General features: G+C 42.2%; 12 protein-coding genes. 6 read left to right on the top strand and 6 right to left on the bottom strand.

Going from position 1 to position 16,911, the window contains the following annotated elements; translation table 11 throughout:
• Positions 1-98: 98 nt before the first annotated feature.
• The 5 genes from AC21OG_RS12270 to tolQ all read right to left on the bottom strand — a co-directional run bounded on the left by AC21OG_RS12270 (position 99) and on the right by tolQ (position 4,221).
• Positions 99-1,430: a hypothetical protein gene (locus tag AC21OG_RS12270; RefSeq protein ID WP_487376881.1), complete on the bottom strand. Its 1,332-nt coding sequence runs from the start codon at positions 1,428-1,430 to the stop codon at positions 99-101.
• Between the two features lie 169 nt (positions 1,431-1,599).
• A complete protein-coding gene (locus tag AC21OG_RS12265) occupies positions 1,600-1,953 on the bottom strand; it encodes a TonB C-terminal domain-containing protein (RefSeq protein ID WP_487376880.1) in 354 nt (117 codons plus the stop codon).
• Between the two features lie 164 nt (positions 1,954-2,117).
• Positions 2,118-2,981 carry a hypothetical protein gene (locus AC21OG_RS12260; protein WP_487376879.1) on the bottom strand — a complete coding sequence of 288 codons (864 nt, stop codon included), beginning with the start codon at positions 2,979-2,981 and terminating at the stop codon, positions 2,118-2,120.
• A 34-nt stretch (positions 2,982-3,015) separates the two neighbouring features.
• Positions 3,016-3,468, bottom strand: a complete 453-nt coding sequence (tolR, locus tag AC21OG_RS12255) for a protein TolR (protein WP_487376878.1) — start codon at positions 3,466-3,468, stop codon at positions 3,016-3,018.
• A 12-nt stretch (positions 3,469-3,480) separates the two neighbouring features.
• Positions 3,481-4,221, bottom strand: a complete 741-nt coding sequence (gene tolQ, locus AC21OG_RS12250) for a protein TolQ (protein ID WP_487376877.1) — start codon at positions 4,219-4,221, stop codon at positions 3,481-3,483.
• 729 nt (positions 4,222-4,950) lie between these two features.
• Here tolQ and AC21OG_RS12245 point away from each other — a divergent pair.
• From AC21OG_RS12245 to AC21OG_RS12235, 3 genes are all read left to right on the top strand, one after another.
• Positions 4,951-6,246 carry an NCS2 family permease gene (locus AC21OG_RS12245; protein ID WP_487376876.1) on the top strand — a complete coding sequence of 432 codons (1,296 nt, stop codon included), beginning with the start codon at positions 4,951-4,953 and terminating at the stop codon, positions 6,244-6,246.
• Between the two features lie 739 nt (positions 6,247-6,985).
• Positions 6,986-10,228 carry a bifunctional proline dehydrogenase/L-glutamate gamma-semialdehyde dehydrogenase PutA gene (putA, locus tag AC21OG_RS12240; RefSeq protein WP_487376875.1) on the top strand — a complete coding sequence of 1,081 codons (3,243 nt, stop codon included), beginning with the start codon at positions 6,986-6,988 and terminating at the stop codon, positions 10,226-10,228.
• A gap of 76 nt (positions 10,229-10,304) precedes the next feature.
• Positions 10,305-10,997, top strand: coding sequence for an aldehyde dehydrogenase family protein (locus tag AC21OG_RS12235; RefSeq protein WP_486546500.1), 693 nt, complete (start codon positions 10,305-10,307; stop codon positions 10,995-10,997).
• A 224-nt stretch (positions 10,998-11,221) separates the two neighbouring features.
• Here the strand turns inward: AC21OG_RS12235 and AC21OG_RS12230 are convergent, their stop codons facing one another.
• The gene (locus AC21OG_RS12230) at positions 11,222-12,226 is read right to left on the bottom strand and encodes an IS110 family RNA-guided transposase (protein ID WP_491185049.1); all 1,005 of its coding nucleotides are present in this window, start codon (positions 12,224-12,226) and stop codon (positions 11,222-11,224) included.
• A gap of 347 nt (positions 12,227-12,573) precedes the next feature.
• On the opposite strand from AC21OG_RS12230, the gene AC21OG_RS12225 reads away from it, so the two are divergent.
• From AC21OG_RS12225 to AC21OG_RS12215, 3 genes are all read left to right on the top strand, one after another.
• On the top strand, positions 12,574-13,305 hold the full coding sequence (locus AC21OG_RS12225) for a hypothetical protein (RefSeq protein ID WP_487376873.1): 732 nt from the start codon (positions 12,574-12,576) through the stop codon (positions 13,303-13,305).
• A gap of 244 nt (positions 13,306-13,549) precedes the next feature.
• Positions 13,550-15,607 carry an AAA family ATPase gene (locus tag AC21OG_RS12220; protein WP_487376872.1) on the top strand — a complete coding sequence of 686 codons (2,058 nt, stop codon included), beginning with the start codon at positions 13,550-13,552 and terminating at the stop codon, positions 15,605-15,607.
• A gap of 174 nt (positions 15,608-15,781) precedes the next feature.
• Entirely contained in the window at positions 15,782-16,888 is a 1,107-nt protein-coding gene (locus AC21OG_RS12215) for a type I glyceraldehyde-3-phosphate dehydrogenase (protein ID WP_487377144.1), read from the top strand.
• Positions 16,889-16,911 lie beyond the last annotated feature (23 nt).

Genomic DNA, 16,911 nt, shown 5'->3' with positions numbered 1-16,911 from the left:
GAGGGATGGTTGAGAGTCTGTTAGAAACTCATTAAAAAAACCCTCAGTTCAATACATGAACTGAGGGTTTTTTTCAGACTAACGTATTATCAAAATGTTTAACGACTGGGTATCCAAATCGGTGAGCTTGCTCTGCCATCTATTGGTAAAGTGATGGTCTTTCCGCCTTTAAGATAACGTATAACAATTTTGCTATTCTCTTTACCTTGTGCATAAACCACCCGATGGCTAGTCGGAGAGAAACAAGGGGCTTCATCAATATTGGTAACACCAAAGTTATTGAGAACGGTACCGTTGAGGCTCATTACCGCAGCACTACTGCCACTTAGATAACCTATTTTAGTACCATCGGGGCTAAAGCATGGATTTGCAGCATAACTTTCACGAGACAGCTTAATAATTGGACCTCTAAAGCTAAAGCGATAGATGCTAGGACGACGAGGGCTTGCATGGTCAGAGACAAATACAAAACTACCGTCTGGCCCATAACTGGGCTGAAATTGGTCATAATCCAACTCAATGAGCGGCTCAGCTACGCCGCCCATACTACTGACTCGATAAATATCATGGTCACCATTTTGAGAGTTTGAAAATAAAATAGTACTGCCATCTGGCGAAAAACTCGGACCTAGGCTGCTGCCCTTTAAATTGACAAGCTGAGTGGCTTTTCGAGTTAGCATGTCATATTTAAACAAGTTAGCCACATTATTCTTTAATTGGACAGAGTAGGCGAGGTAACGGCCATCGGGTGATACGGCGGGACTAATAATACTAGCATCCGTTACTCGAGTCAGTAGTTTGGGGTTGGAACCATCCGCATTAATAAGGATTAAAGACGATGTTTTGTTTGCGCCTTCACCTTTTTCTTCCACATAAACAATACGGGCATTTAGATCTTCTCGATCCCCGGAGAGTAGCTCATAGATACGACCAGCAGCTTTGTGAGCGGCTACTTCTGCATCTGGGTCACTGACACTTTGTTTGCCTTTAATAATTCTACCTTTGGCAACTTCGATGACCTCAAAGTCAGCTACGGTATTGCCGCCCACAGTTTTAACGGTACCAATGACCAAGTAGGGAATCCCTAGTTGTTGCCAAGCGGGTAGGGTAGCCGCTAAGTCGTCACGGGTGTGCGGTTGACCAATCAGACCTTGACTCGTAACGGATAGTGGCGAGTTTTCGAGATCTTTTTGAACAATATTAGATAAGGTACTATTGCCTTCAAAGGGTACAAACGCGACTTGGTTTTGGCTTCGAGTCACTTCAATTTGTTTTTCAGCTTCAAATCTTAATACATTATCATCGTTATTGATAGCTATCTCTTCTGCATATGCAGTGGTAGCATAGGTAACTACACCTAATGAGATGAACGATGACAGTAAAGCAGTATTAATTAGTGAGCTTTTAACGTTTTTTAAAGTTAGAAACATGGAGATTACCCAATTATCTTAGATGATATTAGTTCAGAAATATTTATATTGATGATAATAAAGTTATTAATTTAAGCTTGTAGAGGTCTTGAGTATATCACCAATAATTCTGCTTTAATTTTAACATACGTATAACGATTAAAAACTGGCTAAAAAAACTAAGGTTTATTTATTCTACTGTGAATGTCGCTTGAATTTTAGAATACCCTGAACCATTTAGTGGCTTTAAAGGGCTGGCTGCATAGATAGCTGCTAACATTGACTTTTCTATAGAAGAATTAGGCATATTGGTAGATGCTTCAAGTATATTACCTTCATCATCAACAGTGATATATACCGTAATCTTTTGACCTAATGCACTTTGAGGCGGTTCCCAATTAGGTAATATTTGAGCGGTTATCTCTGCAGCGGTTACCTCTGCATATGCTGTGCTAGCATAGGTAACTACACCTAATGAGATGAAGGATGACAGTAAAGCGGTATTAATTATTGAGATTTTAACGTTTTTCAAAGTTAGAAACATGAATATTACCCAATTATCTTATATGATATTAGTTCAGAAATATTTATATTGGTGATGCTAATTTTATTAAATTAAGCTTATAGAGGTTTTGAGTATATCACTAATAATACTGCTTTAAATTAACATACGTTTAACGATTAAAAGCTAGCAAGATTAGTTAAGGTTTATTTTTTTTCCGTTACTGTGAGTGTCACTACAATTGTAGGGTCTTTCGGTTCATTTAAATATTTCGTTCCTTTTAGTGGTTCTAATGGGCTGACATCATAGATAACTGCTGATAATGACTTTTCTAAAGATGAATTAGGCATATTGGTGGATACTTTAAGTACATTGGCCTGGGTATCAACAGTGATATATGCCGTTATCTTTTTACCTAATTCACTTTGAGGGGGGTTCCAATTAGGTAATATTTTAGCAGTTACTTCCGCAATTATTTGTCCTTTACTTTTATTATTACCGCTCACAGGTTTGGAGGTTGGATCACTCTTGTCAGGACTGCCACTAGCGGGGGGGAAAGTCTCATCAACCTTCTTAGGATCTTTAGGATCCGTATTTGTATCGGGAGTAGGCTTCTCATCAAGATCTAAATCTGGGAAATCATCTAGTGGTATATCTTCCTGCTCCTGATCGAATGGATTAGGTTGTTCTGAGATATCGATAGGTTTAATGGTATTTTTCCTTGATGTAAATATCGACGATATACTACTCGTAATAGATGAACTAGAGTTATCAGTACTACTATCCACTGTTTCAGGAAAAGCCTCTGACGCCACATCAACGGCATTGTCGCTACTATCAGCCATAGCAGCACGATTGGCTTTGATCTCTGATTGCAATGCTGCCAGCTCTTCTGGTGTAATGATGGTGGTTTCGATGGGCGGCGGGGTGTCAATTTCTGGCGCACGGTGGAAAAAGATAATAAACGTTAATATAGCACCATGCACAAGTAAACTTAAGACAGTGGGTAGGACGATACCATTGTCTTCAGGCTCTATAGGCGTATAAACACTAGGCGCACGATTTAGCACAGTTATAATCTCTAAAAGTTATTAAGACAGTATATTAGTTTTGAGTTGCAGGTAGCGGTTGCCCCGTTAACAGTCCGACTTTTTCAATGCCCGCTTGTTGTAGGTTTGCCATAAGCTGCATAATGATACCGTATTGATTGTTCTGATCGGCGTTAATCATGACTCTTAACGTATCGCCGCCTTCCTGACTTTGTAATCTTTGAAGCGTCTCAATAAGCTCAGGCTCTGATACTGGCATATTAATGTAATTTTCATAACTGATATAAATCTCCCCATTGCTCATCAAAGAGACAACCACTGGCATTTGTGAACCTGTGCTGATGTTCTCGGTCTGTGCTTTGGGTAATTCGACATTAACCCCCGTGGTCATCATGGGTGTCGTCACCATAAATATGACTAATAGCACTAACATCACATCGATGTAGGGCACCACATTCATGCTGGCATTAAGCTCTTTTTTTTGCTTTGAAAAGGGGCTTGATTTCATGCGTTGCTCCTTTTACACCAATGGCGATTGTATATTCTGCGCTCTATTCACATCCTGCTCACGAGGAACAGGGTTTGTCGCTGTGGTCTCATGAGTCTCACGCTGAAGCATACCCGTCATTTCATCACAAAATAAGGCACGACTGTCATATATTGAGGCAGATTTTGCTGTAAAATGGTTATAGGCCAATACTGCAGGAATAGCGGCAAATAAGCCCATAGCAGTAGCAATAAGTGCTTCGGCAATACCAGGGGCAACTGCGGATAAGCTTACCTGATCAGCAACAGATAATCCCAAAAAGGCATTCATGATGCCCCAAACGGTACCAAATAGACCAATATATGGAGAAACTGAGCCGATACTTGCTAGCACGGCAAGGCCAGACTCTAAAGCCTGCTGCTGACGACCAAGTCCAACACGCAGCTTACGCTCTACACCGTCAATAATCTGGTCTTTGGGTTGGCGTTTCTTATTCATACGCAGAAATTCAGAAAACCCAACGTAAAAAATGTTCGCTAGCCCATGTCTATCTGGTGAGTTTTGAATACCTTGGTATAGTTTTGCTAAGTCTTCACCAGACCAAAACCAATTTTCAAAATGTTGATCTTGGCGTTTTGCGGTACCTAAACGGGCGCTTAATCGAAAAATCAATACCCAACACACAAGGGAGGCCAATAGCAAAATACCCATAACGATTTGTACCAATAGGCTGGCATCGGTAATAAGGGAAATGAGATTAATAGACTCTGGCATGAATAGCTCGCTCAATGCAATAAAAAACAATAAAGGGATGGTAGTAGAATGATTTTAATAAAAAAAATAGACGGTTATAAATGGAGTGTTGTAAAAGGTTACTACTAATATAAATTTGCTTGGTAATCAAAAGATTGCAAGCTTTAATTGCCATTTAGTTTAACTGCTAAAGCTTTCAACCGTTTAATAACAAAGTAGTTTAACAAAAACCTGCCCATAGTGAGTACACTATTTTAATAAAACACCCCATTCTCAACTTAACGTAGGCTGTGGCTTAAGCCTAGCATTTTTTATTAAAGGTGCTTATTGCTGGGCTAAAAGCACCAGCCTACAAGGAGTTTTAATAAGTTGAGAACGGGGTATAAAATATCTCAACATAAGGCCACTCATACAATATCAGGGAACTCATGATAAGGGCAATAATCTGAAATGATTAACTTAAAAAATAAGCTCTGTTGAGACTCGCTACAGGTTTAGTGAAGGTATTGTACTTGTAATTTCAAAAATTAATATACTAGTTTTGATACATATACTTTATAATTCACCCTTTTTGTTCCACACGCCCTAGTATATTGGCTAAAACTTACAACTTATATTTAAACTCTGTAATAGGCAATTTTAGCCATAAATAAAGTACTAATTCCATAATTTAATCTTAAGCGACTTCAATCCATACTTTGGTTTGCCACTCGTATAACAAACTAAAGCGATAAACTCAGGCTAATTCTTATGAATGCAATAGAGCGCTATTTTGGCATAAATGGTCAAAACACCACGATAAAAACAGAAATCTTAGCAGGGCTTACCACGTTTTTAACGATGGCGTATATCATCTTTGTGAACCCAAATATCTTAGCAGATGCTGGGATGGATAGAGGCGCTGTGTTTGTCGCGACCTGTTTAGCAGCGGCGGTCGGTTGTTTTATAATGGGTATTTACGCCCGCCTTCCTGTCGCACTAGCGCCTGGTATGGGGCTGAATGCCTTCTTTACCTATGGCGTCGTATTGGGCATGGGCCATACTTGGCAAACGGCGTTAGGTGCTGTCTTTTTATCGGGCTGTATATTTGTCCTATTAAGTTTATTCAAAATACGTGAATGGGTGATTAATGCCATACCAAATAGTTTAAAACAAGGTATTGTCGCAGGTATAGGCGCTTTTCTAGCCTTTATCGCCCTAAAAAGCTCTGGTGTTATCATTGCCAATGAAGCCACCTTTGTCAGTCTTGGCAATTTACAACAGTTCCCACCGATGATGGCTGCACTGGGGTTCTTTTTAATTATTGGTTTGGCCTATCGCAATATCCATGGCGCAGTAACCATTGGTATTTTGGTGGTGACTTTGATTGCAGTAATCACAGGTCAAGTTCCTTTTCAAGGCGTGATGTCTATGCCGCCTGCAATAGCGCCGACCTTGTTGCAATTAGACATTGCGGGTGCTTTTGATGTGACAATGATCAGTGTTATCTTTGCTTTTTTATTCGTCGATTTATTTGACACATCTGGCACCTTGATCGGGGTAACAAACAAGGCAGGCTTGGTCAATAAAAATGGAGATATTCCTAACCTTGATAAAGCCTTATTAGCAGATTCTACTGCTACCGTCGCAGGGTCCCTACTTGGTACATCGTCTACCACAAGCTTCGTTGAAAGTACCGCTGGCGTGGCCGCAGGTGGACGTACTGGCCTAATGGCAGTCACTGTTGGGGTGCTGTTTTTATTAAGTATATTTTTTGCGCCTTTAGCAGGTATGATTCCTGCCTATGCCACAGCAGGGGCGATATTCTATGTATCTGTACTGATGTTGTATACCTTGAAAGACATCGATTGGGAAGACTTAACCGAAGCGGCCCCTGTGGCAGTTGTACTATTGCTAACGCCACTAACTTATTCAATTGCCGATGGTATATCTCTTGGGTTTATAACCTATACCGTGGTGAAAGTCCTTACAGGTAAGTTTGAGCAAGTGAGTCCTGCTGTTTGGGTGTTAACGTTTGTTTTGTTAGCAAAAATCATGTTTTTATAATGTCTGGCTTAGCGCTTGCAAGTTGTGATAACATTTATAAACCAAGCTCATAACCTCAATCAACGCCGTAGAGGTTTTTCTTTTAGGACTGACGCACAAACAAAAAATAAAGCAACTGGCGTTATATCAACTGGATAGCCTGCTTTGCTTTTAATAGCTTCGCAAACGGTTTATCAGTACTAGAGGCTTAACTAATTCTAAATGGCTTTAAATATCTTAATCTAGTTCCTATATATTTTTTTGCGTCCATCCTATCTTAAACAGGCTTGATGTGTTAGCGTCGCGTTAACAGTCAGGCCTGTTTCTATAAAGAAGAAGGCATTAGTGAGTTTGGTGTTACCCAATGTCTACCTAGCGTTATTATACCGAGCGTTAGAGGGCTAATAAGTAATACCGCTTGGGCTCGCTATGCTTTTTTACCTGCCTATTACTTAACTGTTTATGACTTATCTGTGTATTACTTATCTGTGTATTACTTATCTGTGTATTATTATTAGGCCCCGCACTTAACGTATTAAAACTCACTTTAGACTGGTACTTTTAGCCCAGAAAATCAATACCTTTAATATATTGCTTTGCTAAAGCCACAGCCTACAATAAGAGTTGAGAATGAGGTTTAGTAAGTTATAACTATCCTATAAATTCTGACCTATAAAAGCATCTTATTAATCTACTGTTTAAATCCATTTTAAAAGAATCCCAATGACCCTAAACATAACAATATCTCAGTGGAGTTGATATGAGTTTGAATAACCCATTTTATCCTAAAAATCCAATTCAATTTTCACCACAACAAGTCTTACAACCCGACTTTATCAGTAAACCCGCCAGTGAGATTTATAGCTATATTTCTCCGCTATATAGCGCAGATGAGGACGAGTGGTTAGGAGCGTTATTGCCTCTGGCTGAGCCTAGAGTGAAAGAAGGTGTTAATGAACGTGACGCCATAAGTGATCAAACAAGAAGCCTCGTTGAGCACGTACGCAGTAATGATAAAGCGGTTAAAATGGTGGACTCATTGTTACTTGAATATAGCTTAGATACCCAAGAAGGTATTTTGTTAATGAGCTTGGCGGAAGCCTTGATTCGAGTACCCGATAATGCCACCGCCGATGCGCTAATCCGTGACAAAATGAGTGTGGCAGACTGGAAAAAGCATTTGAAAGACGACAATGGCTTTATCGTGAATGCCTCAACGTGGGGCTTAATGATGACAGGCCGAGTGGTCAGTGTGGATAGTAAGACCACGGCGGCAGGCTTCTTAGATCGGATGACTAAGAAAATGGGTGAACCTGTCATTCGTAGTGCCATGCAGCGCGCTATGAAAATTATGGGTCATCAGTTCGTACTCGGTGAGACCATAGAAGAGGCCAGACGTAATAGCCTACCTTATCGAAACAAGGGCTATACCTATTCATTTGATATGTTAGGGGAAGCGGCTGTCACGCACAAAGACGCTGAGAAATACTTCAGCGACTATCTACATGCCATTCGCTCAGCGGCAAATATCGAAGTGAAAGAGGGGATGCCAAAGCCTTCGGTGTCCATTAAACTGACGGCATTACATCCTCGTTACGAGGCAACGCAAATTGATCAGGTGCTTGGGTTACTACGTCAGCGTTGTCTCTTATTGATAGAAGCGGCGCGTGAAGTCAATGTCGATATCAGTATTGATGCAGAAGAAGCTGACCGTTTAGAGGTGTCATTAAAGCTATTTGAATCACTATATCGAGACACGATGACACAAGACTGGGATGGTCTTGGTCTTGTGGTGCAGGGCTACTCTAAGCGTGCTTTGCCAGTGTTAGCGTGGCTGGCAAGCTTGGCGAAAGAAGTCGGTGACCGCATCCCAGTTCGTCTAGTAAAGGGCGCTTATTGGGATTATGAGATTAAGCTTGCGCAGCAAAAAGGGATTACCGGCTATCCTGTCTGGACCCGTAAAGAGGGAACTGACGTTGCGTATTTGGCCTGTGCAAGATTTCTGTTAACGGATCAGATTCGCGGAGTGTTGTGGCCTCAGTTTGCAACCCATAATGCGCATACGTTGTCTTCAGTCATGACCATGAGTGAGCATAGAGATTTTGAGTTCCAACGTCTACATGGTATGGGCGATGCGTTATATGACCATATTATTGAGACATATAATATACCAGTACGTATCTATGCACCGGTTGGCAAGCATCATGATTTGTTGCCATATTTAGTACGTCGTTTGCTAGAAAATGGCGCCAATAGCTCGTTTGTGCATCAACTGCTGGATAAGTCGCACCCGATTGAAGCGTTAACGGTGCATCCTTATGACAAGCTGACCGCCCATGATACCTTGCATAATCCTAAAATTCCGATGCCCTTAAATATCTATGACGATAGACTGGCAAGCTTTGGGCCAAATATATTTGTTGAGTCACAGTGGATTCCGTTTAAAGCTGCAGTCGATCAGTTTTTACCCGAAACATGGACGGCGAACTCCATTGTGAATGGCAAGCAAATAACGCATAGCATAAATGAGCAAGGTGAGCAGACCGACGAGGCACTCGAGCGAACCCAAGTTGTTGCTCCTTGGAACCATCGTGTCACTGCCGGTGAGGTCGTCTATGGCGATGCAGATATTGCTAAATTAGCGATCAAAACAGCTAATGAGGGTCAACAAAAGTGGCAAGCCCTTGGTGCTAGCGAACGTGCTGAACTCTTAAGACGTATCGCTGACTTGTATGAGGATAATTATGCGCAACTTGTGGCGATGTGCCATAAAGAGGCGGGCAAGACCATGCAGGACAGTATTGATGAGGTGCGTGAAGCGGTAGACTTTTGTCGCTTCTATGCTAATGAGGCAGAACGCTTAGCCCAGCAAGTCAATAGCTTTACTGACCTCAATGGCGATCAAATGACGCAAAAACGTAGCGCCCGTGGTACGGTCGTTTGTATTAGTCCTTGGAATTTCCCGTTAGCCATCTACACCGGACAAATTACCGGAGCATTGGCCGCGGGTAATACTGTAGTGGCTAAGCCTGCTGAGCAAACCAGTTTGATTGCTTACTTTGCCGCGCAGCTGATGTATAAAGCCGGTATCCCAGATTATGCCTTGCAATTTGTGACAGGTGCTGGGGAAGTAGGCGGCGCACTAACAGGATCAGCTTATATTGATGGGGTAGTATTCACTGGATCTACGCAAACGGCTCAGCTTATCAATAGAGCGCTGCATGATACCCAGCGCTTAGCTAAAGTGGATGATGAACTTAATAAAGATCGTAAAGATACCTTGCCTCTATTAATAGCAGAGACTGGTGGTCAAAATGCGATGATTGTTGACTCAACTGCGCTACCTGAGCAAGTGGTGAAAGATGCGGTGTTGTCTGCATTTGGTTCAGCCGGTCAGCGGTGCTCAGCGTGTCGTGTCTTATGTGTGCAAGAAGATGTGGCCGATAATGTCATCGAGCTATTAAAAGGCAACATGGCAGAGCTTATCGTTGGTAATCCTTCCTATGTCTCAACTGATGTAGGCCCTGTGATCGACAAAGACGCGCAAAAATCACTGCGTGCTCATATCGAAGCCATGCGTAAAGACACCCGTGCCCGTATTATTACTCAGACGCCTATTAGTTCAGAGGCAGCAAACAACCTAAGTCACAGCACCTTTGTACAACCAACGGCCATTGAAGTTGACAATATTGGGGTTATCGGTGGTGAGCACTTCGGTCCGATACTGCATGTCGTCCGCTATAAAGCCAATAAGCTTGATGACCTCATCGATGAGATAAATGCGACGGGTTATGGTCTTACTCTCGGTATTCATAGTCGGATTGAGTCAGTAGCGGATCATATCGAACGCCGCGCTAAAGTAGGTAACACCTATATCAACCGCAACCAAATTGGTGCTGTCGTAGATGAGCAGCCCTTTGGTGGTAGTGGCTTGTCAGGAACAGGGCCTAAGGCCGGTGGGCCTCATTATGTGGCTCGCTTGACCAAATGGCAGGCGGTATAGCATTGGCTTCATTTATATTGATAACTAAACAATGCTAAACATTGACCAAAAAGTGGATTAAAAATAAGGAAGGCTCATGAGTGCAATATTTAAACAAGATCAAGCCAAGCAATGTGAAGCTTGGGGTCAGATGGATGCCGTGCAGCGCAAAATAATATTGAATGAAGCCGGCAGAAAGTTGGCAGAGTTGACTGATGATAGTGTCAAAGCGCAACAGCTGTTTGAGATTATTTTGTCGCAAGCGGCGCGATTAGATATCGTTCAACAGATGACAGGTGCGACAGGAGAGTCAAACCATTTATATTTCGCGCCACGTGGCAAGTCGATGATCGTCGGTACGGATAATGCAGATGCGATACCTGTATTAGGACTACTACTGACAACGCTGCTTGCGGGTAACGAGGTTATTTTACGCTATACTTCACAGCAGCAGCTTTGTGAACAAGCGATTGACATATTGACCCAATCTGGGGTTTATCCAGGCGTGATGAGTATAGCCAATGATTCGCAGCTAACCACACTGCTACACATTAGTCGACTGGCGGTAGTCGGAGCAGTGGGCTCATTTGACGAGTTGGCTCAGATTGGTCAAGATCTGGCCGAAACGGATGGTATCTTGACGCAGCTGGTCGCCATAACCGATCAAGAAGGATGCCGTGAGATGTTTGAGCCAGATTATATTGAGCGCTTTTTAACGGAAAGGGTAAAAACGGTCAATACTACGGCTATCGGCGGTAACGCCAGCTTGCTTGAGCTTGGGGTTGACTAATAGCTATCGTGAGCTAATTGGTAGCACTTAGCGTATGTACTTTGACGCTTGATGCTTTTTAGCCCAGATTGAAGCGAATATACTGCTTGGCTGAGTAAGATGCAGGGGCTTGCTCATAGGTGGCTCGCGAAGCAAGAGACAGCGATGAGCTTAGTCACCTGCTTTGCTCAGTCAAGGAGATAGCAGCGAAAAGATACCATCTTATATGTCAACTCAAATTACTATCAAATAGCAACTTGAGGTTTGTATTTGCTTTGGTGCTTTATCACACCATAGCAAATCTGTAATAACTTTCTCATACCTGCAATCAAAGCCACTTTCTTGCATTTTCCTCTCTTCAGCAGTCGCTCGTATAGTTGCTTAACATCAGGATTGCAACTAATTGCAGATAAAGCACACATAAACAACTTCGATCGTAGGTTGCCATCCCCTTTTTTACTAATACGGCTTCTTCCTTTAAAGATTCCTGACTGTATATGTATAGGGGTTAATCCAACAAATGAGGCACATTGTGAAGCATCCTTAAAGTCTTTAGATAGGAGTAACGACAATACATTCGGTGCGACTGTCTTACCTATGCTTGGAATGCTAACTAGGTTGTCATAGCCTGACTTTAAGTCAGGATGATTATCTATGTGTTTATCTATCTTGGCTTGGATGATATCTATTTGTTCGTTATAAGTGTCTATCACTTGTTTTATAGATTGGGCGATATCGTTGTCATAGCTCTTTCTAGATTCAACTTTTTCTAGACGGTTGCTTTCTCGCTTCTTATCCGCCTTGAGCGTGTCTAAACGGTCTAGCAGATACTTGAGCTTTCTGACGTGCTCAGGTTCTGGCTCCCATGCTTTAGGGTGCCTTGTATAGGCGTATTGCGCGAGTACGTACGCGTCTTGTTTGTCGGTTTTGTGGTGACTGCCGATGGCACCTGCAAATTGTTTGGCATATGCCGGATTAATAACGGCTACTGTGTAGCCTTTACTGTGTAGATCATAGGCTAGGTTCTCATAGTATATGCCTGTGGCTTCCATGATGATAAGACACTCATCCGGTTTCTTGTTTGTGCTTTGCTTAGCTAGCCATTTGGTAAAGATTGCAAAGCCTTTTTCGTCATTAGTAAAGGTTTTGCTGTGGGCTTTGTTTTTAACCTTTTTACCTTCTTTGTTTAGCCATGTTGCGTCAAATTTAGCTTTGGATATGTCAATTCCAACGTATACTTGATAGGTCATTTCTTTGCATTTCCCTTGTGAATACAGTGTCTCTTAGTTTTAGTTTCTAAGGCACTTTGATACCATTCAATCTAAAGAAATACAGGTAGAGGGCTTTATCTTTGCGTCGAGCTCTTTGGCTATAGCAGGATCACTAGCTCACTCTACCTGCTACCATAGCTAAGGTTAACACTTATCTATGGCTTTTTTAACATACAAGCTGGATGAGCTACTAAGTAAATGGGCTTATTTAGAATAATAGCGACAGTGGATGACGCACAAAAACTAATTTTAACGTTTATTATCTTGTTATATGAATCTAAATTGCTTAATCTGATTTTAAATACTTCAAAGGATAACGTTAGAATATGGAACCACTCTCTATTGTACCTTTAACTTTAGCGTCATTATTGGCGTCTTTTTCAGCAGACAATGTCGAAGCTCCTGTTATTAATACCCATATCAGCCCTGAAATAGTAGGATTATGGGAGCTGGATTTGCAAGCGACTCCAGATTTTGCGATGCCAGATAATTTACATGGTCAAAAATCTAATGGCCAAAAAATAAATGGTCAAAAATCTAATGGGCATAATGCTGCTATTGATGGTGAAGAAGGCTATGATCAAAGCTTAGAGGATTTAATAGCAGCGATCCAAGAGTCTAATCAGTTAACTAAACACGTTGAACAAACGACGGATAACTCGTCAAATGCACAACCAACTTATATGGATAAACATTACCCATCAGATGACGCAGTAAACACAGTGGACGCGCAACAGGACGCCGCCCTAGTTGCTCAGGTTGTTAATTGTAAAGAGCGTTATAACTTCCAAGCAGATAACGTCCTATTTACCACCAGTGGTAAAGAATGGACTTATGGTCAATATTTGTATCAGCATCAGCCGGATGGTTTACCAATAATTGCCATCAATACCAGTTATGACAATAACAATCCGGATTGCTCTGGCAAGCAAATCGATCAAAAAGGGGACGCTATGTTTGCCTATGTCGATTATCAGCCTGAGAGGAATACCATGCGTTGGTGTATCGATGACCAAGGTGATAAATGCTTTATGACGTTTCGCCGTTTATTGCCTTAACGTTAAAGTTTAGTTTGAACCTTTTATGGCTTTATTGTTATGCTTAAATGACACGAGATCCACAATCATGATGACAATATGAGCAGGCTGTAATAAGATAGTCTAAGTGATAAGATTGAAAGCCACACATTGTATGTTGTGGCTTTGTTATATGAGAGAAAACTTAAGTTATGCCTTTTCTTGAAAATAAACTATCCTTTAAAAATCATAACACCACATCCTTCTACCAAAAGATTCGTCTCCTATGAAACAAACCACCGCTTTGGATATCCTTAAAACTGGTCAGAATGTTTTTTTAACGGGCTCGGCAGGCTCAGGAAAAACCTACACCTTAAATGAGTATATTCACTATCTAAGAGCGAGGAGAGTACCGGTGGCGACGACTGCCAGTACGGGAATAGCCGCCACACACATGAATGGTATTACTATCCATAGTTGGTCTGGTATCGGTATTAAAGATGAATTAAGCGACCGTGATTTGACAAACTTGTCCCGCAAAAAGATTCTTAAAGATCGCCTGAGAGAAACCTCGGTGCTGATTATTGATGAGATATCCATGTTGCACGCGAAGCAGCTCAATCTGGTCAATCAAGTTCTAAAACATATGCGTCAAAATGACAAACCATTTGGGGGTATTCAGGTGGTCGTGGCCGGTGACTTCTTTCAGTTACCGCCTGTTGGTAGCCGAGGTGAAAGTAATCGAGATAAGTTTGCATTTATGTCCGATGCTTGGCTGGAAGCGGGGTTTAAGATTTGTTATTTAACCGAACAACATCGTCAGCAGTCCGATGATGATACTTCAAACGCCATCACCCTAGATAATATACTGAATCAAATCAGAGGTGAAGAGGGGGTAAGTGCGGACGCCATAGAGGCGCTACAAAACACGTTTTATCAAGATGTCGATGTCAATCGTACGCGGCTGTACACCCATAATGTCAACGTGAATAAAATAAACGATCATGAGTTGGCGTTATTAAGTGGGGAGACCGTCACTTATAACGCCATTGCTCATGGTGATAATAAATTGGTCGAAACCCTGAAAAAGTCGGTACGAACCAGTGATGAGCTTACCTTGAAGGTCGGCGCTAAGGTGATGTTCATTAAAAATAATAATGAGCTGGGTGTCTCGAATGGGACGATGGGTGAGCTGATCGGCTTTACTACTATCAAGCCTTTAAAATCTAAAAGCATTGGCGCAACTGAAAATGATTCTGACTCAGAAGATGATAGCGATGACGATAAGGGTGTTAGTTATTCAGAGGATAATTTAGTTAATAATTTAGTTAATAATTTAGATAAGAGCACTGATGACAACTATAATAAGGAATCAAAAGAGAAGAATGGCAGCCAGTCTCTTAGTCATAAAGATAAACAAGAGGCCGACTCTGATGGGCCCGCTGTTTCGACGGATAGATTTCCTATTATCAAACTTAATGATGGCAGGCAGGTCATCGCGGAAGGGGAAGAGTGGCTGGTTGAGGATGAAAATGGTGAGGTATTAGCCAGCTATAGCCAAATCCCGTTAGCGTTGGCATGGGCAATCACCATACATAAGTCACAAGGCATGACGCTGGATGCGGCAGAGATAGACTTATCTAAGACCTTTGAGCTGGGTCAGGGGTATGTGGCGCTATCGCGTCTTAAGTCGCTTGAAGGCCTCAAACTACTGGGTATGAATGACTTAAGCTTACGGCTAGATCCATTAGCACGTGGGGCAGACGCTAGATTTAGAACATTGTCGAGTGATGCGCAACTAGACTTTGCAGCGGTAGAGGCGGCAGTACTAAAAGAAGCTCACGATCGCTTTATACTGACTTCAGGAGGTACGCTGAGTAAGACCATTATCGACTCTTTTGAAGCTCAATATAAATCTCGTAAAAAAAAGCAGGCTCAGAAACAGGCCCAGCAAAGCAAATTAGGTAATCAGCTAAGTGATCATTCTGACAGCACTCTTATGTCGACTAGGCTATTGCTTGAAGAAAGCCTGAGTATCGCTGAGATTGCTGAAAGCCGAGGACTGGCGCAATCGACTATTATGGGTCACGTTGCCCGTTTGAAGCGTCAAGACCCTAGTTTGAAATGCGATCATCTACGTCCCGATGCGTTAATTTTAGATAAGGTACGCGAGGCGGTGGATGCCGTTATTGCTGCTGCAGATCCTAACGATTTTAAAAGTAGCGAAGAGGACAGCGCAGAGGCTTTCAGTAAGGAGCGTATCAAGTTGCGTCCGATATTTGACTATCTGCAAGAGCAAATAGATTATAATACCATTCGTTTAGCGCTGATATTTATTGACTAAGCTTAACTATTCTACAGACCCTATTCTAGGATTTAGAGGTTGCCCTTATTTTTTATCGCCAATTAAGTTGTCCTTATGTCATCAAATAGCTTCCCTACCAGTACTCATCCAACCAGTACTCATCCAAACAGTACTCATCCAAACAGTACCAATGTATCTAACTCAACGTCCATCATTGTCACCAACTCACCCAAGGTGCCGCTGCGGGTGGCCATTAATGGATTTGGTAGGATAGGGCGGAATGTCCTAAGAGCACTGATAGAACGGTTTGAGGTCTTGGGTAGATTGGTCCATATTGTGGCCATCAATGATATTGCCGATGAAGAGACTTTGCTACATTTACTAAAGTTCGATAGCACGCATGGTAGGCTCAGTCGCTTGGGTGTTGAGGCCAGTCTTAATCAACGTGCTGATAGTGCTAAACAGGGCGAGAGCGATACAGTGACAACGCAGCTGTGTTTATCCAAAGATAACACCACGTATTGTATCGATCTATTAAGTATTGACTCTCCTGAAAATCTACCTTGGCAGGCGTTAGAGGTTGATGTGGTGTTGGAATGTACTGGCCACTTTAGATCTTATGAGGACGCCAGTCGTCATCTCAAGGCAGGTGCTAAGCAAGTAATCGTCGGGGCAGCGCCCTTTGATACAGTTGATGCCAGTATTGTCATGGGGGTAAATCACGATGAGCTGACCCGTGAGTTGCCCATTATCTCAAGTGTGTCCTGTACTACGCAAGCCTTGGTACCCTTAATCTATGTATTAGACAAAGCGTTTGGTACGCAGTCCGTGATGATGACAGAGATACACGCCGTGACCGCCGATCAAAATGTATTGGATCAGCCGCATCGGGATAAGCGCCGTGCCCGTGCATCAGGGCATAATATTATACCCACTACCTCAAGTAGTATTGCTGCCACTGAACGTACTTTACCGCATATGTTGGGTAAAATTGCTGGTCACTCAATACGGGTGCCTACGATAGATGTGGCAGCGATAGATGTCAACTTTGTATTTGACAGTCCAGTGAGCCTTGAGGAGGTGCGAGAGGCACTTAAAAGGGCCTGTGAGCCGACGAGCAGTCTATACGGCATTATGGGCTATACAGAGCTGCCATTGGTCTCAAGCGACTTTATACATCAACCTGAGTCGCTTATAATCGATGGTGAGCAGCTTATGCAGGTAGGCAGTCAGATTAAAGTTTTCGCGTGGTACGATAACGAGTGGGGATATGCCAATAGGCTATTAGATATGTGTTTGCATTTGCATCAGGCAGGCTAGATTAAGTATTAGATATAAAAAAA

The sequence above is a fragment of the Psychrobacter sp. CX5 genome (genome assembly GCF_057621535.2).
Note: the sequence above shows the minus strand (reverse complement) of the source record. Positions and strands in the feature narration are given on the sequence as shown.

What these genes read in the sequence shown, in the direction of transcription:
- AC21OG_RS12270 (WP_487376881.1), bottom strand. Translation starts at nt 1,430, where the DNA reads ATGTTTCTAACTTTAAAAAACGTTAAAAGCTCACTAATTAATACTGCT.
- AC21OG_RS12265 (WP_487376880.1), bottom strand. Translation starts at nt 1,953, where the DNA reads ATGTTTCTAACTTTGAAAAACGTTAAAATCTCAATAATTAATACCGCT.
- tolR (WP_487376878.1), bottom strand. Translation starts at nt 3,468, where the DNA reads ATGAAATCAAGCCCCTTTTCAAAGCAAAAAAAAGAGCTTAATGCCAGC.
- tolQ (WP_487376877.1), bottom strand. Translation starts at nt 4,221, where the DNA reads ATGCCAGAGTCTATTAATCTCATTTCCCTTATTACCGATGCCAGCCTA.
- AC21OG_RS12245 (WP_487376876.1), top strand. Translation starts at nt 4,951, where the DNA reads ATGAATGCAATAGAGCGCTATTTTGGCATAAATGGTCAAAACACCACG.
- putA (WP_487376875.1), top strand. Translation starts at nt 6,986, where the DNA reads ATGAGTTTGAATAACCCATTTTATCCTAAAAATCCAATTCAATTTTCA.
- AC21OG_RS12235 (WP_486546500.1), top strand. Translation starts at nt 10,305, where the DNA reads ATGAGTGCAATATTTAAACAAGATCAAGCCAAGCAATGTGAAGCTTGG.
- AC21OG_RS12230 (WP_491185049.1), bottom strand. Translation starts at nt 12,226, where the DNA reads ATGACCTATCAAGTATACGTTGGAATTGACATATCCAAAGCTAAATTT.
- AC21OG_RS12225 (WP_487376873.1), top strand. Translation starts at nt 12,574, where the DNA reads ATGGAACCACTCTCTATTGTACCTTTAACTTTAGCGTCATTATTGGCG.
- AC21OG_RS12220 (WP_487376872.1), top strand. Translation starts at nt 13,550, where the DNA reads ATGAAACAAACCACCGCTTTGGATATCCTTAAAACTGGTCAGAATGTT.